Consider the following 24,428-nt stretch of genomic DNA (forward strand, 5'->3'; position numbering starts at 1 on the left):
GCGGGCAGCCCCGCGAGCGCGCGCACGGGATCGGACACCCCGGCGGTCGCCCCTTCCGGGGTGGGTGCGGTGGTGCGGTGGCCGCCCGTCCCGGGCGCGGTGGTGCCCTTCCCGGCCCTCCCGGGTGCGCCGGTGTCGTGCCCGCCCGCCCCGGGTGCGGTGCTGCCCGGTCCGCCCGCCCGGGGTGCGGTGCTGCCCGGGCCGGTGGCCCCGGGTGCGCCGGTGCCCGGTCCGCTGGTCCCGCGGGGCATCAGTCGGGAGATCGCCGTCATGGCCGGAGCCAGCGGGTCCGTACCGCGCATGCGGATCAGGACCGCCAGGGACCGGCGCCCCGCGCCGGCCGGTACCCCCGGGCCGCGGGAGCCGGAGGCGGGCTCTTCCTCGCCGCCCCCGGGCCAGGGGACCACGCACACGGCCGCCGCTCCCGGGACCGACGCCGGAGCGTCCCCCGCCCACGGGCTCACGCACACCGCCGCGTGCGGTGCCTCGGCGCCCGGACCGAGCGCCACCCGTAGCGCGGCCACCGCCATGTCCTGCTGCCAGCCCCGTCCGGCGGTGAGCACCGCGAGGAACTCCCGGGACAGGTCGGCTCCCGCGCGCGCCTCCTCCGCGAGGAGGATGCCGATCCGCTGGGCCACCTCCATGGCCGCCGCCAGCGCCCCCGCGTCGGGGCTGGGCTCCTGGTCGAGGAGCCACACGTAGCCCTGGACGATCCCGCGGTAGCGCACCGGCAGGCAGATCCTGCCGCGGAACACCCCGGCGTCCGGAGCCGCCGGGATCCGTACCGGACCGGAGGCGCGGGCGATGCCGAAGCCCTCGAACCAGGAGCGGACGGCCGCCGTCGACTGGCGGGTGAGGATGGAGCGGGTCCGGACCGGGTCCAGGACGAGTTCGCTGCCGTCGCTGTCGCTGTCGTGCGCGCCGAAGGCGATGAGGCGGAAGTCCCGGTCCTCCAGCGTCGCCGGAGCGCCGAGCAGCGCCGAGATCTCGTCCACCAGGTCCTGGTAATCGCCCTTCACCCGCACATTCTCCCACCCCCGGACCGGCTCCTCAGACAGATGTATGAGATCCCGGCCACGGATGCGTGACAGCTGTCGATGGCAGAGGATCGGGAAGATCCCTAGGTTTCACGGTGGTTTCACTCGCGTTTTCCTCATGGCCAACGTCGTCCCAGGCGCGGGTCGTACGCCCTGCTTCAGCTCCAGTCAGCCACCCGTTGGAGGTACCCCGTGCTGGGTCCCGCGATCCTCGCCGCCTCGCGCAGCGACAAGATGCGCCGAATCGTCTCTGCCGCCCCGGTGACCAAGCCCGTGGTGAACCGGTTCATCCCGGGTGAGACGGTCGACCAGGTGATCCCGATCGTCGAGGACCTCACGGCCAAGGGCCTGGAGGTGACCCTCGACGTCGTCGGCGAGGACATCACGACGGTGGAGCAGTCGCACGCCGCGCGGGACGCCTACCTCCAGCTCATCGAGCGGCTCGCCCGCCTGGGCCTCGGCGAGACCGTCGAGATGTCGGTGAAGCTCTCGATGTTCGGCCAGGCGCTGGAAGGCGGCCACGAGCTGGCCCTCGCCAACGTGCGCCCGGTGGTCGAGGCCGCCGCCGCGATCGGCACCACGGTCACCCTGGACGCCGAGGACCACACCACCCTCGACTCGATGTTCGCCATCCACGAGGAACTGCGCCGCGACTTCCCGCAGACCGGCTGCGTGATCCAGGCGTACCTCTTCCGCACCGAGGCCGACGCCCGGCGCCTGGCCGCCGCCGGCAGCCGCGTACGCATCGTGAAGGGCGCCTACAAGGAGCCCGCCGAGGTCGCCTACCAGGACAAGGCCGAGATCGACAAGGCGTACGTCCGCATCCTGAAGATCCTCATGGACGGTGACGGCTACCCGATGATCGGGTCCCACGACCCGCGCCTGATCGCCATCGGCCAGGAGCTCGCCCGCAAGGCGGGGCGCAAGCTGGACGAGTACGAGTTCCAGATGCTGTACGGCATCCGCGGCGAGGAGCACCTGCGGCTGGCCGCCGAGGGACACCGGATGCGCGTCTACACGGCGTACGGGACCGACTGGTACGGCTACTTCATGCGGCGCCTCGCGGAGAAGCCCGCCAACCTCCTCTTCTTCCTCCGCTCGATGATCACCAAGAACTAGGCACCCCACTAGCTCAAGGAGTTAACAGTTCCATGGATGCTGTGACCCAGGTCCCCGCGCCGGTCAACGAGCCGGTCCACTCCTACGCCCCCGGCAGCCCGGAGCGCGCGCGTCTCGAGATCCAGCTCAAGCAGCTGTCCGAGAACCCGATCGACCTCCCGATGACCATCAACGGCGTCAAGCGGATGGGCGGCGGCGAGCGCTTCGACGTCGTGCAGCCGCACGACCACAAGTCGGTCATCGGTACCTACGCGAACGCCACCGCGGCCGACGCGCAGGAGGCCGTCGACGCCGCCCTGGCCGCCGCCCCGGCCTGGCGCTCGATGTCCTTCGACGACCGCGCCGCGATCATCCTGCGCGCCGCCGAGCTGCTCGCCGGACCGTGGCGCGAGAAGCTCGCCGCCTCCACGATGCTGGGCCAGTCGAAGACCGCGCAGCAGGCCGAGATCGACTGCCCGTGCGAGCTCGTCGACTTCTGGCGCTTCAACGTCCACTTCGCCCGCCAGATCCTCGCCGAGCAGCCCGGCGCGAACTCGGCCGGCGTGTGGAACCGCAGCGACCACCGCCCGCTCGAGGGCTTCGTCTACGCGATCACGCCGTTCAACTTCACGGCCATCGCGGGCAACCTGCCGACCGCCCCCGCCCTGATGGGCAACGTGGTCGTGTGGAAGCCGTCCCCCACGCAGACCCACTCCGCGGTCCTCCTCATGGAGCTCCTGGAGGAGGCGGGCATGCCGAAGGGCGTCATCAACCTGGTGACCGGCGACGGCATCGCGGTCTCCGAGGTGGCGCTGACGCACCCGGAGCTCGCGGGCATCCACTTCACCGGTTCGACCAAGACCTTCCAGTACCTGTGGAAGACGGTCGGCACCAACATCGAGAAGTACAAGTCGTACCCGCGCCTGGTCGGCGAGACCGGCGGCAAGGACTTCGTCGTCGCTCACCCGTCCGCGGACCGCGCCGTCCTGAAGACCGCCCTGACCCGCGGCTCCTTCGAGTACCAGGGCCAGAAGTGCTCGGCGTCCTCGCGCGCCTACGTCCCGGCCTCGATCTGGAACGACGGCTTCAAGGAGGCCTTCGCGGCCGAGGTCGACGGCATCACCATGGGTGACGTCCGCGACCTGACCAACTTCATCGGCGCCGTCATCGACGAGCGGTCCTTCGCCAAGAACAAGGCCGCCATCGACCGGGCCATCGCCGATCCGACCTGCGAGATCGTCGCGGGCGGCACGTACGACGACTCGGAGGGCTACTTCGTCCGCCCGACCGTCATCGCGTGCACGGACCCTTCGAGCGAGGTCTTCACGACCGAGTACTTCGGCCCGATCCTCGCCGTCCACGTCTACGAGGACGCCGACTTCGACGCGATGCTGGCCCAGATGGAGTCCGTCTCGGCGTACGCCCTGACCGGCTCGATCATCGCCGCCGACCGCTACGCGGCCGCCGACGCGATGGAGAAGCTCCGCTTCGCGGCGGGCAACTTCTACATCAACGACAAGTCGACCGGCGCCGTCGTCGGCCAGCAGCCCTTCGGCGGCGGCCGCGCCTCCGGCACGAACGACAAGGCCGGCGCGGCGACGAACCTCCAGCGCTGGACCTCGGCCCGCTCCATCAAGGAGACCCTGGTCGCCCCGACCGAGTACGGCTACCCCCACATGGGCTGACCCTGCCCACAGAACCCCGCCCCCGCCCCGGTACCCCCAAGTCCGGAGCGGGGGCGGTTTCCATTTCGCCTCCGGGCTCGGCCAACCGCTGCTAGCCTGAAGCTAGTTGTCGGTACGGCGACCTGCCTCCACGACCTCGGGCCCCGGCTCGCCCGAGGGGAGCCAAGCTCTCTCACGAGACCCCGTACGAGCAGTGCCGACCGAGGCTGTACGTCGGATCCTCATGCCACCGGGCCGGGCGGGGCGCAAGGGGAGACGCATGCCTGGGACCACCCGAAACAGGGACCGAGTGGCGGAGCTGTGCAGCGAGGCCACCGGTGTGCCGTACCGGACCACACGGGCGTGGGCGGCCGAGGGGTGGATCACGCGGCGTCAGCCGGTGCCGGATGCCGTATCCCCGGAACAGCGGGCCTTCGAGGCCGGGATGGTGACCGCTCTCGCCGGTACCGGCCGGGAGCGGTTCGACGGGACACCGCTCGGGTTCACCGCCGCGCTTCCGTGGGGCGACGACCTCCTCCTCCGCCTGGATGCGCACACGGCCGACCAGGTCCTGGCAAGGCTCCTTCCGCGGATCGACGGGCGCCGCGGAGCGCTTCACGGCGTACCCGGCTTGCGCCTGACGCCCCAGGGCGGCCAATGGGTGCTCTCCCCGCTCCAAGGCGGCGCCCGGGTCCGGCTGGCCCACCCCTGTCCGGACTGGCAGCCGCAGCTTCCCGAGCACGGCGACGGGGTGATCCAGTTGTGGCGCCGCAACCGACACCGGCTCCATGCCGTCGAGGCGGCGAACACCGGTGAGCAGGGCCGAGGGGGAGCCCCCGGATCCCTTGCCCAGGACTGGCTGTTCAGCCGCATGCTGCGGCGCCCCGCGATCATGGGCGCGGGGGTCTGCGGACACGACTCGGTGTCCACCTACACCTACACGGACAGGTCGCGGGACCTGTGCATCGACTGGTGTTGTGCCTGGAGGCACTCCGAAGTGGAGCGTCAGCTGCGTCGGAGCGGACTGACCGCGCCACCGCCGGATCTCGCCGAAGAGGAGAACCCCTCGCGGGCTTCGGGCCTGATCGCCATGGGCGGAGCCAGTGTCCGCCTCCAGGGCGGCTGCTGTGGGCACACGCGGGACCCGCGCCGGGGGTGCAGCTGATGCTGACCGCGGCATGCGTGACGGCGGCGGTGCTCGGCGTCGCCAAGGTCCTGCGGGACTGGCTCATCCTGCGGCAGGTGCGGGCCGCCATGGACGCGTGCTCGCCCGCGGACCGGGTGCGGATCGGGATGCGGCTGGCCGGGGCGCTCGGCGGGCGGGCGGCCGAAGGGGAGGAGCCGCCCGCCCGGCCGGACGCGGCGGCCTAGACCTCCACCAGGACCTGGTCCAGGGACTTGCGGACCAGGTCCGGGACCTCGCAGTCGTCGGCGGGGTAGCCGACCGGGATGACCGCGAAGGCCTTCTCGTTCGCCGGGCGGTTCAGCACGTGGGACAGGAAGCGCATCGGGCTCGGCGTGTGGATCAGGGCGGCCAGGCCGCTGAGGTGGAGGGCGGACAGGAGCATGCCGACCGCGATGCCGACCGACTCGTCGACGTAGTAGTGCTTGTGCTTCGTACCGTCCTCGCCGAGCCAGTAGCGCTGCTGGAAGACCACGATCAGCGCCGGGGCGTCGGTGAGGTGGGTCTTGACGGCGTCCGTGCCGATGGGGCGCAGGGCCGCGAGCCACTCGTCGCCGAGGCGGCCGTCGTAGGACAGCTGCTCCTCCTGCTCGGCGGCCGCGCGGATCTGCTCCCGTACGGCCGGGTCCTTGACCAGGACGAAGGTCCACGGCTGCTGGTGTGCTCCCGAGGGCGCGGTCGCGGCGCAGGCGACGGCGTCCCGGACCACCTGCTCGGGCACCGGGTCGGGGGAGAAGTGGCGTACGGTCCTGCGCTCGTCCATCCGCGTGCGCAACTCGGCGGCCCGCGCGAGGGATTCCCGGCTCGGCATCCGCTCGGGCCGGTAGGCGGCGGGCCGGTACGGCTGGCCGTGGATCGGGGTCCACTGCTGGGTATCGGGAGACATGGGGCGAGTGTGCCGATCCAATGGTCCGGACCGCCAGACCCGCGTCGGCCGAATCCGGCCGGTGAGCGCCTTCCCGCGTCCGCATAGTGGGGACCGCACCGGGGGAGGCCGCTTGGTACGGTCCCGGCATGGGTCACCGGGGTCACTGGGTCACGGCATGAGCGACACGCGGTCGGCGCTCCTGAGGCACACGTCGCAGCTCGCCGAGGCGGAGCTGCTCCAGGTGCGGGAGCTGCTCGACGAGGCCTTCGAGGGGGACTTCGGGGCCGAGGACTTCGAGCACGCGCTCGGCGGGATGCACGCGCTGGTGTACGAGGGCGGGGAGCTCCTCGCGCACGGGAGCGTCGTCCAGCGCCGGGTGCTGCACCGCGGGCGGGCGCTGCGCGCCGGGTACGTCGAGGCCGTGGCCGTGCGGGCGGGCCGGCGGCGGGGCGGGCTCGGCGGGCGGGTGATGGAGGCGCTCGAGGGGGTGGTCTCGCGGGCCTACCTGCTCGGCGCGCTCAGCGCCTCCGACACCGGGGCCCCGATGTATGCCGGCCGGGGCTGGCGGGTGTGGGGCGGGGAGATCGGGGTGCTCGGACCCGGGGGACCCGAGCGGCTCGCCGGGGAGGAGGGGTCCACGTACGTGTGGGCGCCGCACGGTGGGGTCCTGCCGGACCCCACCGCCGGGCCGCTGTACTTCGACTGGCGCAACGGGGACGTACTCTAGGGGCTCCGCCGCATGCCTAGCCGCAGGCCCCGCCGCGTGCACGTGCACCCGTGTGCCGCTAGGACCCCGAGACGCTCGGCGCGCCCGACTCGATGTGGCCCGTGTAGCGGCGCGACCAGGTGCCGTCGGAGTCGGCCAGGATCGTGAAGTCGTACCAGCCGTCGTGGTAGGCGACCGCGTTGAAGTAGTCCTCGCGCGAGGAGCTCGCCGGGACGGTGTACGTCCACGGGCCGTCCGCGCGGTAGGCGTTCGCGCGGATCGTGAAGGTGACCGGCGCGGCCGAGGAGTTGGTCATCTTGAAGTAGAGCGCCGTCTTGCCGGTGCCCGGCTCCACCGCGAAGCGCGCCGCGACCTCGATCGACTTGCCCGCCTTCGACGCGTCGCCGATGAACCGCCGCAGGAAGCGGTTCGGTCCGTGCATCGAGATGTCGTACTTGCCGGAGCCGCTGCCGGTGCCGATGTTGAAGTAGTCCGTGGAGGTGGCGCCGGCGTCTACCGTGTACTGCCAGGCCGCCGTGTCCCGGTACTGGTGCGGGTGGATCGAGAAGTGCGCCGCCTGCTTCGCCTGCGCGCCGGCGTTCGTCATCGAGAACCAGGCGAGGATCTTGCCCGCCGCCCCGAACTCGAAGCGGTCCAGGTTCCCGTTCACCTGGTACGGAAGGGCCCGCGCGGGCCGGGTCCCGGGCTCCTGCACCGGCTGCGCGTTGTCCTGCGGCACCGGGTTGGAGAGCGGGCCGCAGGTCGCCTGGCCGATGACCTTGGCCGTCGAGGGGAGACCGGAGGGGACCCCGTGGACCGGGTGCGCGAAGTCGAAGACGCCCGTCAGGTCGCCGGTGACCTTGCGGCGCCACGCGCTGATGTTCGGACAGGTGGCCGGGGTCCCGAGCGCCGCCGTCCACTTCTCCATGAAGCGCAGCACGGAGGTGTGGTCGAAGACCTCGGAGCTCACCCAGCCACCGCGCGTCCAGGGGGACATCACGATCATCGGGACGCGGAAGCCGAGCCCGATCGGGGTGCCGTCGATGTACTCGCCGGGCGTGCCGGGCGGGGCCACCGGCGGCGGGACGTGGTCGAAGAAGCCGTCGTTCTCGTCGTAGTTGAGGAAGAGGACGGTGGAGTCGAAGACCTCCGGGTTCGCCGAGAGGGCGCGGTAGACCAGGTCCACGAAGTGCGCGCCGTCGCCGGGCGGGGCGTACGGGTGCTCGGAGAAGGCCTCGTTCGCGACGACCCAGGAGACCTGGGGGAGGGTGCCGGCGACGACGTCCGCGCGGATGGCGGCGGCGATGTCGTCGGGCGTGGAACCGGTGACCTTGGGGACGGAGCCCATGCCCCGGTCCCACAGCGGGTTTCCGGGAGCGGCGTCCGTGAACTTCTTGAAGTAGGCGAGGCCGTTGTCCCCGTAGTTGTCCTGGGCGTTCTGGTAGACCTTCCAGCTCATCCCGGCGCGCTGGAGCGCCTCCGCGTACGTCTCCCAGGTCAGGCCGGACTCGTCGCCGCCGTCCTTGCTGCCCGCGTCGACCTTGCCGCTCCACAGGAAGGTGCGGTTGGGGCCGGTGGCGCTGAGGGTGGAGCTGAAGTAGGCGTCGCAGACGGTGTAGTGGTCGGCGAGGGCGTAGTGGAAGGGGATGTCGCCTCGGTCGAGGTAGCCGAGGGTGCGGGTGTTGCCGACGCCGGTGACGAAGTTGTCCATGCGGCCCTTGTTCCAGGCCGCGTGCTGCGAGCTCCAGCTGTGCGGGAGGTCGCCGTTGCACTGGGCGAGGGTCTCGCCGTCGACACCGCCGACGGGCGGGGTGGAGCTGAGCTTCCACGGGTACTGGCGGCCGCCCCAGTTGGGCTGGTTGAACATGCCCCAGCCGCCCGGGATGTTGCCGGCGGCGCGGTCGCCGAAGCCGCGGACACCCTTCAGCTTGCCGAAGTAGTGGTCGAAGCTGCGGTTCTCCTGCATCAGGATCACCACGTGCTTCACGTCGGTGATCGTCCCGGACGCGGCGGCGGCGGCCGCCGACGTCGGTGCGATCGCGGGGACGGCCGCCCCTGCCATCAGCCCGGCCCCGATGCCCACGAACCCTCTGCGGCTGATCGGTGTCACTGGCTTCTCGCCTCCAACTCAAGTGCCCCGCTGGCACATTGACGGCAAGAGTGGCGGCAGCCGCGCCAAAGGTCTACATCCGTGCGGTAAGAACTCGGTGAACATCCGATCGGCTGGATTCAGCGGTCGATCCGTACGGCATCCTGCCCAGGCTCTCCCCGCGCGGCGTGGATCGGGAGGCCTCTCCGCGGATTGGTGTGACGGCGAACCAATACCCCTCTCAGGCGCAGCGATGTCTGTACGACCTGATCCGGGCATCCGCCCCCGGGGTCCGGGTGGTGCGCGAGCTGGGCGCCGGCGCGGCCGGGGAGGTCGCCGCGGGAGGCGCGAACCTCGACCTCACCGCTCTGGGCCCTTCGGGGCCCGTGTGGCAGGTGGGGTACGTCACTACTTCGGAATCGGTGGTCACCCCCGCCGCAAGGGCTCTGATCAGGGAACTCCGTCCGTACAGAGCCTGAAATGGAATCCCGCTCGAGGCCCTCCCGGGGGGGTTTCGCGTCTCAGATAGTAGGAAGTCCGAGTAATTGCCGAGACATACAGCGGGAGCTGGCTTACTTTGTAGGAGCCGAACGTCTCGCCGATCCGGCGAATGGCGGTCGAGAGCGTGCGCCCCGTTGCAGGCAACCCCTGCCGCGCACCGCTCCCCGCCTCTTCCGGCGCCTTGAAGGAACCCCTCATCCGTGGCCCCGCCACGCCGTGATCTCAAGGAGTCGATCACCATGACGCACGCCCCTGCCACCGCCAGCCGCCGGGTCCGCCGCTCCGCCTCCGCCGAGGCCGACCGCAAGAACGCCGCCGCAGCCCTCCAGCGGGCGCTGGATCGCCGCGACAACGGCGGCTCGACCGGTCACTGAGCGCGTCTCCGCACCCCGGCAGTCCGCTCCCTCAGACGGATCGCGTCCACATTCTGGACTGCCTATGTCTGAGGGATGGGACACGGAGTACGCTTTCCACCATGTCGACCAGCATCAATCTCGCAGTGATCCCCGGTGATGGCATCGGCCAGGAAGTCGTGGCTCAGGGCCTCAAGGTCCTTACCGCGGTCCTGCCCCAGGATGTGAAGCTGGAGACCAAGGAATACGACCTCGGCGCCCAGCGCTGGCACCGCACCGGTGAAACCCTCCCGGACGCGGAGCTCGAAGCCCTCAAGCACCACGACGCGATCCTGCTGGGCGCCATCGGCGACCCCTCGGTCCCGTCCGGCGTCCTCGAGCGCGGTCTGCTGCTGAAGCTCCGCTTCGCCTTCGACCACTTCATCAACCTGCGCCCGTCGAAGCTCTTCCCGAACACGGCCAGCCCGCTGGCCGGCAGCCCGGAGATCGACTTCGTCGTGGTCCGCGAGGGCACCGAAGGCCCGTACACGGGCAACGGCGGCAGCCTGCGCACCGGTACCCCGGCCGAGGTGGCCACCGAGGTCAGCGTCAACACGGCGTACGGCGTCGAGCGCGTGGTCCGCGATGCCTTCGAGCGGGCCAACGCCCGCCCGCGCAAGAAGCTGACGCTGGTCCACAAGAACAACGTCCTCGTCTACGCGGGCCACCTGTGGAAGAACACCTTCGACAAGGTCGGCCAGGAGTACCCCGAGGTCACCACCGACTACCTGCACGTCGACGCCGCGACGATCTTCTTCGTCACGCAGCCCGAGCGCTTCGACGTCATCGTCACGGACAATCTCTTCGGTGACATCCTCACCGACCTGGCCGCCGCCGTGACCGGCGGAATCGGCCTGGCCGCCTCCGGGAACATCAACCCGACCGGCGCCTTCCCGTCCATGTTCGAGCCCGTCCACGGCTCGGCCCCGGACATCGCCGGCACCGGCAAGGCCGACCCGACCGCGACGATCCTCTCGGTCGCCCTCCTGCTGCGCCACCTGGGCTACGAGGCCCAGGCCGTCCGCATCGAGGACGCGGTCACCGCCGACCTGGCCGAGCGCGACGGCACCTTCCGCTCCACCGACGCGATCGGCGACGCCCTCGCCGCGCGAGTAGCCGGCTGACCCGGCCGCTCCACCTCCAGGAAGCCGTCGGGTCGCGATCACCGCACCCGGCGGCTTTTCCTGTGCGGCCCCGGGTGCCACCATCTCCCCCGGGCCGCATCACCCCCGTTTCACCGAACCCCCCTCCCGCGCGATAATCGAACGCGAAGCCGCGGATTACGGGGAAGCTCGGACGTCCTAGTACTCGGGAGCGCGGTCCGCCATACACAACCGGTGAAGGACAAGCACTCATGACGACGCCCACGATCGAGCTGAAGCCCTCCTCGAACCCCCTGTCCGCCGCGGAGCGCGAAGCGATCCTGGCGAACCCCGGTTTCGGCCGCCACTTCACCGACCACATGGTCACGGTCAAGTGGACCGAGGGCCGCGGCTGGCACGACGCCGAGCTGGTCCCCTACGCGCCGCTGTCGATGGACCCGGCGAACATGACCCTGCACTACGCGCAGACGATCTTCGAGGGCCTCAAGGCGTACAGGCAGCCCGACGGCACCGTCGCCACCTTCCGCCCGCAGGCCAACGCCGAGCGCTTCCGCTCCTCCGCCCGCCGCATGGCGATGCCGGAGCTCCCGACCGAGCTGTTCATCGACGCCTGTGACGCGCTGATCAAGCAGGACCGCGCCTGGGTGCCGGACTCGGGCGAAGCCTCCCTGTACCTGCGGCCGTTCATGTTCGCCACCGAGGTCGGTCTGGGCGTCCGCCCGGCCAACGAGTTCCTCTTCATCGTCATCGCCTCGCCCGCCGGCGCGTACTTCCCCGGCGGGGTCAAGCCCGTCTCCGTGTGGCTCTCCGAGGAGTACGTCCGCGCCGCCAAGGGCGGCACCGGCGCCGCCAAGACCGGCGGCAACTACGCGGCCTCGCTCGTCGCGCAGGCCCAGGCCGCCGCGCACGGCTGCGACCAGGTGGTCTGGCTCGACGCCGTCGAGCGCCGCTGGATCGAGGAGATGGGCGGGATGAACCTGTACTTCGTGTACGGGCAGGAGGACGGGACCAAGCGGATCGTCACCCCCGAGCTCACCGGCTCCCTCCTCGCCGGCATCACCCGCGACTCCCTCCTCACCATCGCCCGCGACCTCGGCTACACCGCCGAGGAGGGCCGCATCACCTCCGAGGACTGGAAGCGCGACAACGAGAACGGCAGCCTGACCGAGGTCTTCGCCTGCGGCACCGCCGCCGTGATCACCCCGGTCGGCTCGGTCAAGTCCGAGCGCGCCAACTGGATCCAGGGCAACGGCGAGCCCGGCGAGGTCACCATGGAGCTCCGCAAGGCGCTCCTGGACCTCCAGACCGGCCGGGCGGCCGACACCCACGGCTGGATGCACCAGCTCGGCTGACACCCGCGAACCCGTACGTACGAAGGCCCGCGCCCCTGGTTCCACAGGGCGCGGGCCTTCGTACGTACGGGTTCGCGGGGGAGCCCTACGCGGAGACCGGCTCCTCGCCGGACGCCGGGGCCGGGGCGGCGGCGGAGCCCGGGGCGGCCGTGGCCGCGGCGGGTGACCTCAGGGCGGTCAGGGCCGCGTAGACCAGGCCGCCGGCCAGGCCGGAGAGGACGAAGGAGCAGTCCACGCCTCCGGTGAGGGCCAGCAGCGGGCCTTCGTAGAAGGGGGTGGTCACGGCGAGCAGGCCGACGCCGGCGCCGATCGCCCAGGAGGCGGTGGCGTGCAGGTTCCAGCCGGCGCGGTACCAGTAGATCCCGCCCGCCGAGCGGCGGTTGAACACCTGGAGGGCGTCGGGGTCGTAGACCCCGCGGCAGCGGACGTAGCCGATGAGGGTGATCACGGCCCAGGGAGTGCCGATCGCGGTCAGCAGCAGGACGAACGAGGTCATCGCCGACTGCACGTCCCACGAGAACGAGCCGAAGAAGACGAACGCGGTGGCGACGGCCGCGGCGATCACGGTGGCCGTGGTGCGGGTGGCCCTCGGGACGATGGCGTCGAGGTCGAGGCCCATGGAGTAGAGCATCAGACCGGCGTTGCCGACCGAGCCGGCCGCGGCGGCGGCGAGCAGCGGGACCAGGTACCAGAACGGCGCGGCCTCCACCAGCGGACCGGCGTACTCGGCTCCGGCGCGGGCCGCCAGCGCGGTGTAGGTGCCGAAGAGCTGCGGGACCAGCAGGCCGAGGAGCAGGCCGAGACCGGTGGACCAGAGCACCTTGCGGGGGGTGTGCTTGCGGGGGGAGATGTAGCGGGTGTAGTCGCCGAGCAGGGTGATGAAGGCGACGGGCCCGCTGAGTCCGGCGGCGACGGCGGCGAGCAGCCAGGTCGGCCAGAAGGAGCCGAGCAGGTACGCGGTGTCCGGCGGGGCGGCGCTGGTGAAGTCGGGGGCGTAGGCGAAGACGCCGACGGCCAGCAGGACCACCATGCCGATAGAGAGGATCTTGCTCATGCGCAGCAGCAGCCGGTAGCCGAAGACGGCCCCGACGACCGTGCACGCGGCGAGCACGCCGTACATCACGGCTCGCGACACGCCCGTGTCCGGCAGTCCGGTGAGCCGGGACAGGGCGCCGACCATGACGTCGCCGCCGATCCACAGGGTCAGCGCGGTGTAGCCGAGCGAGAGCAGCAGGCCGACCACGGAGCCGACCAGGCGGCCGCGGACGCCGAACTGGGCGCCGCTGGAGGTGGAGAGGTTGGTCGCCGTGCGCAGGGACACCAGCGCCAGCGGCGCGGTGAAGGCGATGCCGACGAGGGTGCCGGTCACGATGGCGGTGACGGACGGCCACAGCCCCAGTCCGAAGGACGGGGGCAGCCAGCCGAAGATGATCACGCCGAGGCAGAGGTTGGAGCCGAGGAGGATCGAGATCAGGTCACGGGGACCGCTCGTCCGCTCCTCTTCCGGGATGGTGTCGACTCCGCGCTGTTCGATGGGCATGGGGGGACTCCCTTGGCAGGGCGGGGGGTGGCAACGCATTGAGCGCACTCTTTGAGCGACACTCAATGTGACTCAAGCCCTGGCCTCCGGTCAATGCTTCGTGGAATGGAAATGAAGAGTTAGAGTGATGCTCTAACCCATCGACTCAAGAGGTGGTGGATCGGCGTGCGGCTGACCCCTACGGAGCGCGACCGGCTGCTGCTCCGCAGCGCTGCGGAACTGGCCAGGGCCCGGCGGGCCCGCGGACTCAAGCTCAACGTCCCGGAGGCGACCGCGCTCATCGCGGACACCGTCTGCGAGGCCGCGCGCGACGGCAAGCGGCTGGCGGAGGCCATCGAGGAGGCCCGCTCCGTGCTGGGTCACGACGACGTCCTGCCGGGCGTGGCCGACGTGGTCACCGAGGTGCACGTGGAGGCCGTCTTCGACGACGGATCCCGCCTCGCCGTGGTCTCGTCCCCGATCCGGGACGCCGTGAGCCTGGGCGAGCACGCCCCCGGCGCGGTCGTACCCGGCCCCGGCGCCCCCCAGCCGGAGCCCACCGTCCACCTGCACGTGCGCAACACCGCCACCGTGCCGGTCAGCGTCACCTCGCACTTCCACTTCTTCGAGGCCAATCCCCGCCTCGCGTTCGACCGCGCGGCGGCCTACGGCATGCGCCTGTGCGTGCCCGCGGGCTCCTCGGTCCGCTTCGACCCCGGCGGCGAGGCCGAGGTCGGTCTGGTGCCGATCGGCGGGGAGCGCATCGCCATCGGCTTCGCCGGCCTGGTGGACGGCCCGCTGGACGCGCCCGGCGCGAAGCGGGAGGCCCTGGCCCGAGCCGCGGCCTGCGGCTACCTGGGTACGGGCATCGCCGACACGACGGGCGGAGAGCGGGCATGAGCAAGCAGACCAAGCACAGTGACCACTGCGCACCCGGCAGCCGGCACATCGACCCGCACGAGTACGCCTCCGTCTTCGGCCCCCGCGCCGGGGACCGGGTCCGGCTCGGCGACTCCGGGCTGACCGTCCGCGTCGAGTCGGACTCGCAGAAGCCCGGGGACGAGTTCCTGGCCGGTTTCGGCAAGACCGCCCGCGACGGACTGCACCTCAAGGCCGCCGCCGTCCGCGACACCTGCGACGTGGTGATCAGCAACGTCCTGGTCATCGACGCCGTCCTCGGCATCCGCAAGGTCTCCATCGGCATCCGCGAGGGCCGCATCCACGCGATCGGCCGGGCCGGCAACCCCGACACCCTCGACGGCGTGGACGTCGTCGTCGGCACGGGTACCTCGATCGTCTCCGGCGAGGGGATGATCGCCACCGCGGGCGCCGTGGACACCCACGTGCACCTGCTCTCCCCGCGCATCATGGAGGCCTCCCTCGCCGCGGGCGTCACCACGATCATCGGCCAGGAGTTCGGCCCGGTCTGGGGCGTCGGCGTCAACTCCCCGTGGGCGCTGAAGCACGCCTTCAACGCCTTCGACGCCTGGCCCGTCAACATCGGCTTCCTCGCCCGCGGTTCCTCCTCGGACCCGGCCCCGCTGATCGAGGCCCTCGCCGAGGGCGGCGCCAGCGGGTTCAAGGTCCACGAGGACATGGGCGCCCACACCCGCGCCCTGGACACCGCGCTGCGGGTGGCCGAGGAGTACGACGTACAGGTAGCCCTGCACAGCGACGGCCTCAACGAGTGCCTCTCCGTCGAGGACACCCTGCGCGTCCTGGACGGCCGCACCATCCACGCCTTCCACATCGAGGGCTGCGGCGGCGGACACGTGCCCAACGTCCTGAAGATGGCGGGCGTGCCGAACGTCATCGGCTCCTCCACCAACCCCACCCTGCCCTTCGGCCGGGACGCCGTCGCCGAGCACTACGGCATGATCGTCTCGGTCCACGACCTCAAGCCCGACCTCCCGGGCGACGCCGCCATGGCCCGCGACCGGATCCGCGCCGGCACGATGGGCGCCGAGGACGTGCTGCACGACCTCGGTGCGATCGGCATCACCTCCTCCGACGCCCAGGGCATGGGCCGCGCGGGCGAGACCATCCGGCGCACCTTCGCCATGGCCGCCAAGATGAAGGGCGAACTCGGCCCGCTGGCCGGTGACGGCGAGGGCGACGACAACGCCCGCGTCCTGCGCTACATGGCCAAGCTGACCATCAACCCGGCCATCGCCCACGGCCTGGCCCACGAGATCGGCTCCATCGAGGTCGGCAAGCTCGCCGACATCGTGCTGTGGCGCCCGCAGTTCTTCGGCGCCAAACCGCAGCTGGTCCTCAAGTCCGGCTTCCCGGCCTACGGGGTCACCGGCGACCCCAACGCCGCCACCGACACCTGCGAACCGCTGGTCCTCGGCCCGCAGTTCGGCTCGTACGGGGCCACGGCCGCCGACATCTCCGTCGCCTTCGTCTCGGCGGCCGCGGCGGCCCTCGGCAGCGACGAGATGCCGACCCGCAGGCGCCGCGTCGCCGTCCGCGGCACCCGCGGCATCGGCCCCGGCGACCTCCTCCTGAACTCCCGGGTGGGTGCGGTCGATGTGGACGCGCGTAGCGGCCTCGTCTCCCTCGACGGGGAACCGCTGCGCTCCGAAGCGGCCGATTCGGTCTCCCTCAACCGCCTGTACTTCCTGTAAGCCAGCCCTCTAAGGACTCCCTGCCATGACTGCACAGCCCGTGAACGACGGATTCCGGATGCCCGCCGAGTGGACGCCCCACGAGCGCACCTGGATGGCCTGGCCCAGCCCCAACCCCACCTTCACCAACGAGCAGGAGCTCGCCGAGGCCCGCGAGGCCTGGGGCGCCGTCGCCCGCGCGGTCCGCACGTACGAGCCCGTGACCCTGGTCGTCTCGCCCGGTGACTCCGAGAGCGCCCGCGCGATCGTCGGGGACGACATCGAGCTGGTCGAGCGGGAGCTCGACGACGCGTGGATGCGCGACATCGGCCCGACCTTCGTCACCAACGACGCCGGCGAGCTGGCCGCCGTCGACTGGACCTTCAACGGCTGGGGCGCCCAGGAGTGGGCCCGCTGGGACCACGACTCGAAGATCGCACGGCACGTCTCGGACCTCGTGGGCACCCGTACGTACAGCACCACGCTGGTCAACGAGGGCGGCGCCATCCACGTGGACGGCGAGGGCACCGTGCTCCTCACCGACACCGTGCAGCTGGGCAAGGGCCGCAACCCCGACTGGTCCCGCGAGCAGGTGGAGGCCGAGATCCACGCCCACCTGGGCACCACCAAGGCGATCTGGCTCCCGTACGGCCTGGCCGGCGACTACGGCACCTACGGCACCCAGGGCCACGTGGACATCGTCGCCGCCTTCGCCCGCCCCGGCGTGGTCATGGTCCACAGCCAGCCCGACCCGGCCCACCCGGACCACGAGCGCGGCAAGGCCATCGCCGCCCTCCTGCGCGCGTCCACCGACGCCCGCGGCCGGCGGCTGGAGGTCGTGGAGATTCCCGCGCCCACCGTGCTGGAGGAGGACGGCGAGTGGGTCGACTACTCCTACATCAACCACTACCTCTGCAACGGCGGCGTGGTCCTGTGCGCCTTCGACGACCCGCGCGACGAGGAGGCGGCGGAGATCTTCCGCGGTCTGTTCCCCGAGCGGACCGTGACGCTCGTCGACGCACGTACGATTTTCGCCGGGGGTGGCGGTATCCACTGCATCACCCAGCAGCAGCCGAAGGTCTGACCGCGAGGACGGACCGGAACGAGGAGTGGGCCATGGTGGCGGGTGAGGCGAGAGCCGCGCGCAAGAACGCACCGCCGCGCGAGGACGTACTGGTCGCCGCCATGGCCACCATCGCCGAACGCGGCCTCGACGGCCTCACCATGGCCGGACTCGGCCGACAGGTCGGCATGAGCAGCGGCCACATCCTCTACTACTTCCGCACCAAGGACGAGCTCCTGCTGCAGACCCTGGAGTGGAGCGAGGCGGCCCTCGGCGCGGAACGCCGCGCCCTGCTGTCCCGCCCCGGCCCGGTGCGCGAGCGCCTCCAGGCGTACGTGGACCTCTACGTGCCCCGGGAGGCCCGGGACCCGCACTGGACGCTGTGGCTGGAGGTCTGGAACCGCTCGCAGAACGCCGGACCCGGTGAGCGGGACCGGCAGGCGGCCATCGAGGGCGCCTGGCACCGCGACCTGGTCGCGCTGCTCGCCGAGGGGATCTCGCGCGGGGAGTTCCGCGCGGTCGACCCGGACCGCTTCGCGGCCCGGCTGCGGGCCCTGCTCGACGGGTTCAGCATCCAGGTGGCGGTGGGCCTGCCCGGGATAGGGCGGGACGACATCCTGGCCCACGTCTCGGAATTCCTGGACGAGGCGCTCGTATCGTGAGACGTCCGTCCATGGGTGCGGACGCCTGTGACACACTGCGGGCGTGCCTGCTCAGCTCATGATTATCGACAGCAGCGCGCCGGTCCGCAGTGACCGCTGAACCGTGAACGACCTTCGCGGCGGCGGCATCGTGCCCCAGACCCGCGCGCAGACCTCTCGCACCCGCGAGAGGTTTTTTCGTTTTCCGGCACCAAACACGCCGGGAGCGGGCAGCGCGCGATGATGGGGGCAGTGGCGGCGGCCCCCCTAGGGCGGGCATCCGGAAACCACTCATCCGACAGGAGTCAGATCAGCATGACGACGACAGAGGCGACTGAGCCGACTGCGCCGAGTTCGGGCCCCGACGACGGCTTCCACGTCTTCGACACGACCCTGCGCGACGGCGCCCAGCGTGAGGGCATCAACCTCACCGTCGCGGACAAGCTGACGATCGCCCGGCACCTGGACGACTTCGGGGTGGGGTTCATCGAGGGCGGCTGGCCGGGCGCCAACCCCCGTGACACGGAGTTCTTCTCCCGCGCCCGCACGGAGATCGACTTCAAGCACGCGCAGCTCGTCGCCTTCGGCGCGACCCGCAGGGCGGGCGGCTCGGCCGCCACCGACCCGCAGGTCCGCGCCCTGCTGGAGTCCGGCGCCCCCGTGATCACCCTGGTGGCCAAGTCCCACGACCGGCACGTCGAGCTCGCCCTGCGCACCACCCTCGACGAGAACCTGGAGATGGTCCGCGACACCGTCTCCCACCTGGTCGCCCAGGGCCGCCGGGTCTTCGTCGACTGCGAGCACTTCTTCGACGGCTACCGCGCCAACCCCGAGTACGCGAAGTCCGTCGTACGGACCGCCCACGAGGCCGGCGCCGACGTCGTCGTCCTCTGCGACACCAACGGCGGCATGCTGCCCGCGCAGATCACCGCGACCGTGGCGACCGTGCTCGCCGACACCGGCGCGCGCCTGGGCATCCACGCCCAGGACGACACCGGCTGCGCCGTGGCCAACACCCTGGCCGCCGTGGACGCGGGTGCCACGCACGTCCAGTGCACCGCCAACGGCTACGGCGAGCGCGTCGGCAACGCCAACCTCTTCCCGGTCGTCGCCGCCCTGGAGATCAAGTACGGGCGCACCGTCCTCCCCGAGGGCGCGCTCGCCGAGATGACCCGGATCTCGCACGCCATCGCCGAGGTCGTGAACCTGACCCCGTCCACGCACCAGCCCTACGTCGGCGTCTCCGCCTTCGCGCACAAGGCGGGCCTGCACGCCTCCGCGATCAAGGTCGACCCGGACCTGTACCAGCACATCGACCCCGAGCGGGTCGGCAACACCATGCGGATGCTGGTCTCCGACATGGCCGGCCGGGCCTCCATCGAGCTCAAGGGCAAGGAGCTCGGCGTCGACCTCGGCGGGGACCGGGCGCTGGTCTCGCGGGTGGTGGAGCGGGTCAAGGAGCGGGAGCTCCAGGGCTACACGTACGAGGCCGCGGACGCCTCCTTCGAGCTGCTGCTGCGCGCGGAGGCGGAGGGCCGGGCCCGCAAGTACTTCCGTACGGAGTCCTGGCGGGCCATCGTCGAAGACCGCCCCGACGGCACGCACGCCAACGAGGCCACGGTGAAGCTGTGGGCCAAGGGCGAGCGGATCGTCGCCACGGCCGAGGGCAACGGCCCCGTCAACGCCATGGACCGGGCGCTGCGGGTGGCGCTGGAGCGGTTCTACCCCCAGCTGGCGAAGTTCGAGCTGATCGACTACAAGGTCCGCATCCTGGAGGGCAAGCACGGCACGGAGTCCACGACCCGCGTGCTGATCACCACCTCGGACGGCACCCGGGAGTGGAACACGGTCGGCGTCGCCCCGAACGTCATCGCGGCGTCCTGGCAGGCCCTGGAGGACGCCTTCACCTTCGGCCTCCTCCACGCGGGCGTGGAGCCGGCGGAGTAGGTCCCCGCCACGCGCACCCGCCACTCGCCGCCCGGGGGCCGAAGCCCCGGGCGGCTGGCTGGCGATGGCCCTTATGTCCTACTCACACGTGATTACACCTGTTCGGGTAGCGTCGTGACTATGAGGACCAGGCTTATATCCGCATGCTCCGTACGTTCCGTTCGGCTGCTGGCCGGTCTGCTGCTGGCCCTGTCCGCGAGCGCACTCGCGGCCGCCCCGCAGGCATCGGCGGCGACCGGGCCCACCACCGTGGCGGAGGCCCTCAAGAAGGGCCCCGTCTACGTCGACCCCCGCGCCGAGGCGCAGCTGCCGCCCGCGCAGGCGCAGGCCCTCGCGAAGAAGATCAAGGACGCCGGGAAGCCGGTGTTCGTCGCCGTGCTCCCGGCCACCGCCGAGTTCCCCGCCGCCACCGTGCTGAAGACGGTCCGTACCGAGACCGGCATCACCGGGCTCTACGCGATCCGGCTCGGGGAGGGCTTCAACGCCGGCGCCGACAGGGCGGTCATGCCGAACAACGCGGTCCGCAACCTGGTCGACGCCGTCAAGGCGGGCGGCCCGGCCGACGCGACGACCGAGCTCAACGACTTCGTCGACCAGGCGCTGGCCCAGGCCAAGGGCAAGGCCCCCGCCTCCTGGGGCGGCGCGGCAGCCGACAGCGGCGCCCCGGTCGGCGCCCTGATCGGCCTCGGCGCCGTGGCCGCGGTCGGCGGCGGCGGTGCGTACGCGCTGGTCAAGCGCAACCGAAAGAAGAAGGAAGAGGTCCGCCGCGAGGCCGTCGCACGACTGGGCGTGGTCGTCGACGAGGACATCACGGCCTTCGGCGAGGAGCTCGACCGCCTCGACTTCCACCCCGGCGAGCCCGGCGCGGACGACGCGATGCGGGCGGACTACGAGAAGGGCCTCGACTCGTACGAGAAGGCCAAGCAGATCATGGCCTCCGTGCAGTACCCCGAAGAGGTCAAGGGAGTCACCCAGGCGCTGGAGGACGGCCGGTACGCCCTGGCCCGCCTCGACGCGCGCCGGCAGGGGCGGCCGTTGCCCGAGCGCCGCGCGCCCTGCTTCTTCGACCCGCGCCACGGGCCGAGCACCGAGGACGCGGACTGGGCCCCGGCGGGCGGCGCCGTCCGCACCGTGCCGGTCTGCGCGGCGGACGCCGTACGGCTGCGCGACGGCCAGGACCCCGCGGTCCGCACCGTCGACACCGAGCACGGGCCGCGCCCCTACTACGACGCCGGCCCGGCGTACGGTCCCTGGGCCGGCGGCTACTTCGGCGGCGGCATCCTGCCCGGCCTGCTCATGGGCACGATGCTCGGTTCGATGATGTCCAGCCCGGCCTACGCCTCGGACTTCGGCGGCGGCAACGGGTTCGACGGCGGGGGCTTCGACGGCGGTGACGTCTCCGGCGCCGACTTCAACCCCTCCGACTTCGGCGGGGGCGGCTTCGGCGGCGGGGACTTCGGTGGCGGAGGCGGCTTCGACGGTGGCGGCGGCTTCGGCGGGGGCGACTTCTGAGCCGGCCCCGGGCCGCTGCCCGGGGCCGGGCGCCGGGCAGCGGCCGCCGGTAGCCGTTCGGCTCAGGCCTGCTTGATCGCCGAGATGTCGAAGGTCAGCTTGACCTTGTCGCTGACCATCACGCCACCGGTCTCCAGGGCCGCGTTCCAGGTCAGTCCCCAGTCGGAGCGCAGGATCTCGGCGGAACCCTCGAAGCCGACGCGCTCGTTGCCGTAGGGGTCGGTGGCCGAGCCGTTGAACTCCAGGTCGATGGAGAGCGGCCGGGTGACGTCCTTGATGGTCAGCTCGCCGGTCATGCGGTACTTGTCGCCGCCGAGCCGGGCGGCCGCGGCGGAGCGGAAGGTCATCAGCGGGAAGGCCTCGGCGTCGAAGAAGTCTCCGGAGCGCAGGTGGCCGTCGCGGTCGGCGATGCCGGTGTCGACGGAGGCGATCTTCACGTCCATGGAGGCGGTGGAGCGGGACGGGTCGGCGCCGTCCAGGTGCAGCGCGCCCTCGTGTTCCCCGAAGGTGCCGCGGACGTTGGTGACCATGGCGTGGCGGACGGTGAATCCGATGCTGCTGTGGGCGGCGTCGATGACGTAGTCGCCGGTGAGGGCGGCGAGGGCCGGGTCCACTTCGAGCGTGGCGATGGCGGCGGCGCTCGCGGCGGCACCGTCCTGGACCTGGGACTGCGGGGCGCGGCGGGTGAAGAGACCCATGGCTTCCTCCTCGGAAGGGTGCTGCTCGGTGTGGTTTAACTTTCAACAAGACCGACGCTAGACCCATTCCGTTCAAATTTCAACTTCTACGGCCGCATCGGCGATTCTCGGCGGTTTTGTCAGGTGTCCACAAAGGACGTAGGTCCCGACTGGTGATCTCCACTCGGCCCTCCCCGGTTCTGTCCGGGCCGGACAGCGGAACACACCCGACACTGTGTGGATTCGACGGAGGGTTTTGGGGGTCGCGCTTCGTAAGGTCGATACATGACCGTTGTGGACCAGATTCCGAGCGAGCCGACGGACGCCCGAGGGCGCGTGGCCGAGCTGCACGACCTGCGCGAGCAGGCGCGGCGCGGACCCAGCGACCGGGCGACCGAAGCGCAGCACGCCAAGGGCAAGCTCACCGCCCGCGAGCGCATCGCGCTGCTGCTCGACGAGGGTTCCTTCAAGGAGGTCGAACAGCTCCGCCGCCACCGCGCGACCGGGTTCGGCCTGGAGGCCAAGAAGCCCTACACCGATGGCGTCATCACGGGATGGGGCACGGTCGAGGGCCGCACGGTCTTCGTCTACGCGCACGACTTCCGCATCTTCGGCGGCGCCCTGGGTGAAGCCCACGCCACGAAGATCCACAAGATCATGGACATGGCCATCGCGGCCGGTGCCCCGCTGGTCTCCCTCAACGACGGCGCCGGCGCCCGCATCCAGGAGGGCGTCTCCGCCCTCGCCGGCTACGGCGGCATCTTCCAGCGCAACACCAGGGCCTCGGGCGTCATCCCGCAGATCTCGGTCATGCTGGGCCCCTGCGCCGGCGGCGCCGCGTACTCCCCGGCGCTCACCGACTTCGTGTTCATGGTGCGCGAGACCTCGCAGATGTTCATCACCGGGCCGGACGTGGTCCGCGCGGTGACCGGCGAGGAGATCACGCAGAACGGCCTCGGCGGCGCGGACGTGCACGCCGAGACCTCCGGCGTCGCGCACTTCGCGTACGACGACGAGGAGACCTGCATCTCCGAGGTCCGCTACCTCATCACGATGCTTCCCTCCAACAACCGCGAGAACCCCCCGGTCCACCAGACCGCCGACCCGGCCGACCGGCGCTCGGACGTCCTGCTGGATCTGGTCCCGGCGGACGGCAACCGCCCGTACGACATGCTCAAGGTCATCGAGGAGCTCGTCGACGAAGGCGACGTCCTGGAGATCCACGAGCGCTGGGCCCGCAACATCATCTGCGCCCTGGCGCGGATGGACGGCCAGGTCGTCGGCATCGTCGCCAACCAGCCCGGCCACCTCGCCGGCGTCCTGGACATCCACGCCTCCGAGAAGGCCGCGCGCTTCGTCCAGCTCTGCGACGCCTTCAACATCCCGATCATCACCCTCCTGGACGTCCCCGGCTTCCTCCCGGGCGTCGACCAGGAGCACGGCGGCATCATCCGCCACGGCGCCAAGCTGCTGTACGCGTACTGCAACGCGACGGTGCCGCGGATCTCGCTGATCCTGCGCAAGGCCTACGGCGGGGCGTACATCGTCATGGACTCCCAGTCCATCGGCGCCGACCTCACCTACGCCTGGCCGACCAACGAGATCGCCGTGATGGGCGCCGAGGGCGCCGCCAACGTCATCTTCCGCAAGCAGATCGCGGACGCCGAAGACCCCGAGGCGATGCGCGCGCGCATGGTCAAGGAGTACAAGGCCGAACTGATGCACCCGTACTACGCGGCCGAGCGCGGCCTCGTCGACGACGTCATCGACCCCGCCGAGACCCGCGAGGTGCTCATCGCGGCCCTCTCGATGCTCCGCAACAAGCACGCCGATCTGCCGTCCCGCAAGCACGGCAACCCGCCGCAGTAGAAGCGAAGGAGACCTGCCACCCATGAGCCCCAGCAACACCCTGCTGCGCGTCGAAAAGGGCAACGCCGAGCCCGAGGAGCTGGCCGCGATCACCGCGATCCTGCTGGCCCGCGCCGCCGCCACCCCCGAGTACACCGAGACCGCGGCCGGACGCTCCCAGGCCGGCTGGCGCCGCCTGGAGCGCACCCCCGGCTTCCGCGGTCCGCGCAGCTGGCAGGGCTAGTCACCGTACCGAGCCCCGTGCGCGAGGCTCCGTACGCGAAAGGCCCCCGCACTCTTCGGAGTGCGGGGGCCTTTCGCATGGAGCATGAAGATTGGAGCGTGGAGCCTGAAGCGTGCAGAACGGGGCGCGGGGCACGGACCGCGCGGAGGCGGTCCGTGCCCGCGGCCGGGCGCCGCTCCTACCGCAGGCGTGCCATGAGGGCGTGCTCGACGAGCGTGATGAGTGCGCTCTTGGCGTCTCCGCGGTGGCGGGCGTCGGTGGTGATGATCGGGGCGTCCGGGCCGATCTGCAGGGCTTCGCGGACTTCCTCCGGGGTGTACGGCTGGTGGCCGTCGAAGCCGTTGAGGGCGATGACGAACGGCAGGCCGCTGTTCT

General features: G+C 71.4%; 22 protein-coding genes and 1 pseudogene. 17 read left to right on the forward strand and 6 right to left on the reverse strand.

The window, feature by feature from the left end; all coding sequences use genetic code 11:
• On the reverse strand, nucleotides 1-1,019 hold a 1,019-nt coding region (locus tag J7E97_RS32675), incomplete at its 3' end, for a PucR family transcriptional regulator (protein ID WP_308346909.1).
• A gap of 210 nt (nucleotides 1,020-1,229) precedes the next feature.
• On the opposite strand from J7E97_RS32675, the gene J7E97_RS32680 reads away from it, so the two are divergent.
• The 4 genes from J7E97_RS32680 (at nucleotide 1,230) to J7E97_RS32695 (ending at nucleotide 5,170) form a co-directional block, all read left to right on the forward strand.
• Nucleotides 1,230-2,156, forward strand: a complete 927-nt coding sequence (locus J7E97_RS32680) for a proline dehydrogenase family protein (protein ID WP_215034800.1) — start codon at nucleotides 1,230-1,232, stop codon at nucleotides 2,154-2,156.
• A gap of 32 nt (nucleotides 2,157-2,188) precedes the next feature.
• Nucleotides 2,189-3,820, forward strand: a complete 1,632-nt coding sequence (gene pruA / locus J7E97_RS32685; RefSeq protein ID WP_215034801.1) for an L-glutamate gamma-semialdehyde dehydrogenase — start codon at nucleotides 2,189-2,191, stop codon at nucleotides 3,818-3,820.
• Between the two features lie 259 nt (nucleotides 3,821-4,079).
• Nucleotides 4,080-4,964, forward strand: a complete 885-nt coding sequence (locus J7E97_RS32690; RefSeq protein WP_215034802.1) for a hypothetical protein — start codon at nucleotides 4,080-4,082, stop codon at nucleotides 4,962-4,964.
• Nucleotides 4,964-5,170, forward strand: a complete 207-nt coding sequence (locus J7E97_RS32695; RefSeq protein WP_215034803.1) for a hypothetical protein — start codon at nucleotides 4,964-4,966, stop codon at nucleotides 5,168-5,170. Before J7E97_RS32690 ends, J7E97_RS32695 begins: the two co-directional genes overlap by 1 nt.
• On the opposite strand, the gene J7E97_RS32700 is transcribed toward J7E97_RS32695, so the two are convergent.
• Nucleotides 5,167-5,868, reverse strand: coding sequence for a nitroreductase family protein (locus J7E97_RS32700; protein ID WP_215034804.1), 702 nt, complete (start codon nucleotides 5,866-5,868; stop codon nucleotides 5,167-5,169). The two genes, J7E97_RS32695 and J7E97_RS32700, sit on opposite strands and share 4 nt — an antisense overlap.
• Before the next feature lie 157 nt (nucleotides 5,869-6,025).
• Between J7E97_RS32700 and J7E97_RS32705 the strand changes: the two genes are divergently transcribed.
• Nucleotides 6,026-6,577, forward strand: a complete 552-nt coding sequence (locus tag J7E97_RS32705; RefSeq protein WP_215034805.1) for a GNAT family N-acetyltransferase — start codon at nucleotides 6,026-6,028, stop codon at nucleotides 6,575-6,577.
• 58 nt (nucleotides 6,578-6,635) lie between these two features.
• Here the strand turns inward: J7E97_RS32705 and J7E97_RS32710 are convergent, their stop codons facing one another.
• Nucleotides 6,636-8,666 carry a phosphocholine-specific phospholipase C gene (locus J7E97_RS32710; RefSeq protein WP_215034806.1) on the reverse strand — a complete coding sequence of 677 codons (2,031 nt, stop codon included), beginning with the start codon at nucleotides 8,664-8,666 and terminating at the stop codon, nucleotides 6,636-6,638.
• Between the two features lie 197 nt (nucleotides 8,667-8,863).
• Here J7E97_RS32710 and J7E97_RS32715 point away from each other — a divergent pair, with 197 nt between their 5' ends.
• The 4 genes from J7E97_RS32715 to J7E97_RS32725 all read left to right on the forward strand — a co-directional run bounded on the left by J7E97_RS32715 (nucleotide 8,864) and on the right by J7E97_RS32725 (nucleotide 11,993).
• On the forward strand, nucleotides 8,864-9,124 hold the full coding sequence (locus tag J7E97_RS32715; protein WP_215034807.1) for a hypothetical protein: 261 nt from the start codon (nucleotides 8,864-8,866) through the stop codon (nucleotides 9,122-9,124).
• A 261-nt stretch (nucleotides 9,125-9,385) separates the two neighbouring features.
• A complete protein-coding gene (locus tag J7E97_RS36745; protein WP_285428984.1) occupies nucleotides 9,386-9,520 on the forward strand; it encodes a hypothetical protein in 135 nt (44 codons plus the stop codon).
• A 101-nt stretch (nucleotides 9,521-9,621) separates the two neighbouring features.
• Nucleotides 9,622-10,662 (forward strand): 3-isopropylmalate dehydrogenase, encoded by a 1,041-nt coding sequence (locus J7E97_RS32720; RefSeq protein WP_215034808.1) that lies wholly within the window; start codon nucleotides 9,622-9,624, stop codon nucleotides 10,660-10,662.
• Between the two features lie 230 nt (nucleotides 10,663-10,892).
• A complete protein-coding gene (locus tag J7E97_RS32725) occupies nucleotides 10,893-11,993 on the forward strand; it encodes a branched-chain amino acid aminotransferase (RefSeq protein WP_215034809.1) in 1,101 nt (366 codons plus the stop codon).
• A gap of 85 nt (nucleotides 11,994-12,078) precedes the next feature.
• Here J7E97_RS32725 and J7E97_RS32730 read toward each other — a convergent pair whose 3' ends face one another.
• Nucleotides 12,079-13,533 carry a cytosine permease gene (locus J7E97_RS32730; protein ID WP_215034811.1) on the reverse strand — a complete coding sequence of 485 codons (1,455 nt, stop codon included), beginning with the start codon at nucleotides 13,531-13,533 and terminating at the stop codon, nucleotides 12,079-12,081.
• Nucleotides 13,534-13,698: 165 nt separating this feature from the next.
• Here J7E97_RS32730 and ureA point away from each other — a divergent pair, with 165 nt between their 5' ends.
• From ureA to J7E97_RS32760, 6 genes are all read left to right on the forward strand, one after another.
• On the forward strand, nucleotides 13,699-14,412 hold the full coding sequence (ureA, locus tag J7E97_RS32735) for an urease subunit gamma (RefSeq protein WP_215034812.1): 714 nt from the start codon (nucleotides 13,699-13,701) through the stop codon (nucleotides 14,410-14,412).
• Nucleotides 14,409-16,142, forward strand: a complete 1,734-nt coding sequence (locus J7E97_RS32740; RefSeq protein WP_215034814.1) for an urease subunit alpha — start codon at nucleotides 14,409-14,411, stop codon at nucleotides 16,140-16,142. The genes ureA and J7E97_RS32740 overlap by 4 nt, the downstream gene beginning before the upstream one ends.
• A 25-nt stretch (nucleotides 16,143-16,167) precedes the next feature.
• Nucleotides 16,168-17,205 (forward strand): agmatine/peptidylarginine deiminase, encoded by a 1,038-nt coding sequence (locus J7E97_RS32745; protein ID WP_251055498.1) that lies wholly within the window; start codon nucleotides 16,168-16,170, stop codon nucleotides 17,203-17,205.
• 32 nt (nucleotides 17,206-17,237) lie between these two features.
• Nucleotides 17,238-17,846, forward strand: coding sequence for a TetR/AcrR family transcriptional regulator (locus J7E97_RS32750; protein WP_215034816.1), 609 nt, complete (start codon nucleotides 17,238-17,240; stop codon nucleotides 17,844-17,846).
• A gap of 294 nt (nucleotides 17,847-18,140) precedes the next feature.
• Nucleotides 18,141-19,772, forward strand: a complete 1,632-nt coding sequence (gene cimA / locus J7E97_RS32755; protein WP_215034818.1) for a citramalate synthase — start codon at nucleotides 18,141-18,143, stop codon at nucleotides 19,770-19,772.
• Nucleotides 19,773-19,892: 120 nt separating this feature from the next.
• Nucleotides 19,893-21,284: a hypothetical protein gene (locus J7E97_RS32760; RefSeq protein ID WP_215034820.1), complete on the forward strand. Its 1,392-nt coding sequence runs from the start codon at nucleotides 19,893-19,895 to the stop codon at nucleotides 21,282-21,284.
• Nucleotides 21,285-21,346: 62 nt separating this feature from the next.
• Here the strand turns inward: J7E97_RS32760 and J7E97_RS32765 are convergent, their stop codons facing one another.
• On the reverse strand, nucleotides 21,347-21,982 hold the full coding sequence (locus tag J7E97_RS32765; protein WP_215034823.1) for a YceI family protein: 636 nt from the start codon (nucleotides 21,980-21,982) through the stop codon (nucleotides 21,347-21,349).
• A gap of 264 nt (nucleotides 21,983-22,246) precedes the next feature.
• Here J7E97_RS32765 and J7E97_RS32770 point away from each other — a divergent pair, with 264 nt between their 5' ends.
• Both J7E97_RS32770 and J7E97_RS32775 read left to right on the forward strand, forming a co-directional pair.
• Nucleotides 22,247-23,830 (forward strand): acyl-CoA carboxylase subunit beta, encoded by a 1,584-nt coding sequence (locus J7E97_RS32770; protein ID WP_215034825.1) that lies wholly within the window; start codon nucleotides 22,247-22,249, stop codon nucleotides 23,828-23,830.
• A 22-nt stretch (nucleotides 23,831-23,852) separates the two neighbouring features.
• Nucleotides 23,853-24,053: an acyl-CoA carboxylase subunit epsilon gene (locus J7E97_RS32775; RefSeq protein WP_215034827.1), complete on the forward strand. Its 201-nt coding sequence runs from the start codon at nucleotides 23,853-23,855 to the stop codon at nucleotides 24,051-24,053.
• A gap of 178 nt (nucleotides 24,054-24,231) precedes the next feature.
• On the opposite strand, the pseudogene J7E97_RS32780 reads toward J7E97_RS32775, so the two are convergent.
• Nucleotides 24,232-24,428, reverse strand: a pseudogene (locus J7E97_RS32780) (ATP/GTP-binding protein); the annotation flags it as partial.

This window comes from Streptomyces sp. ISL-66, assembly GCF_018614135.1.
Classification (GTDB): domain Bacteria; phylum Actinomycetota; class Actinomycetes; order Streptomycetales; family Streptomycetaceae; genus Streptomyces.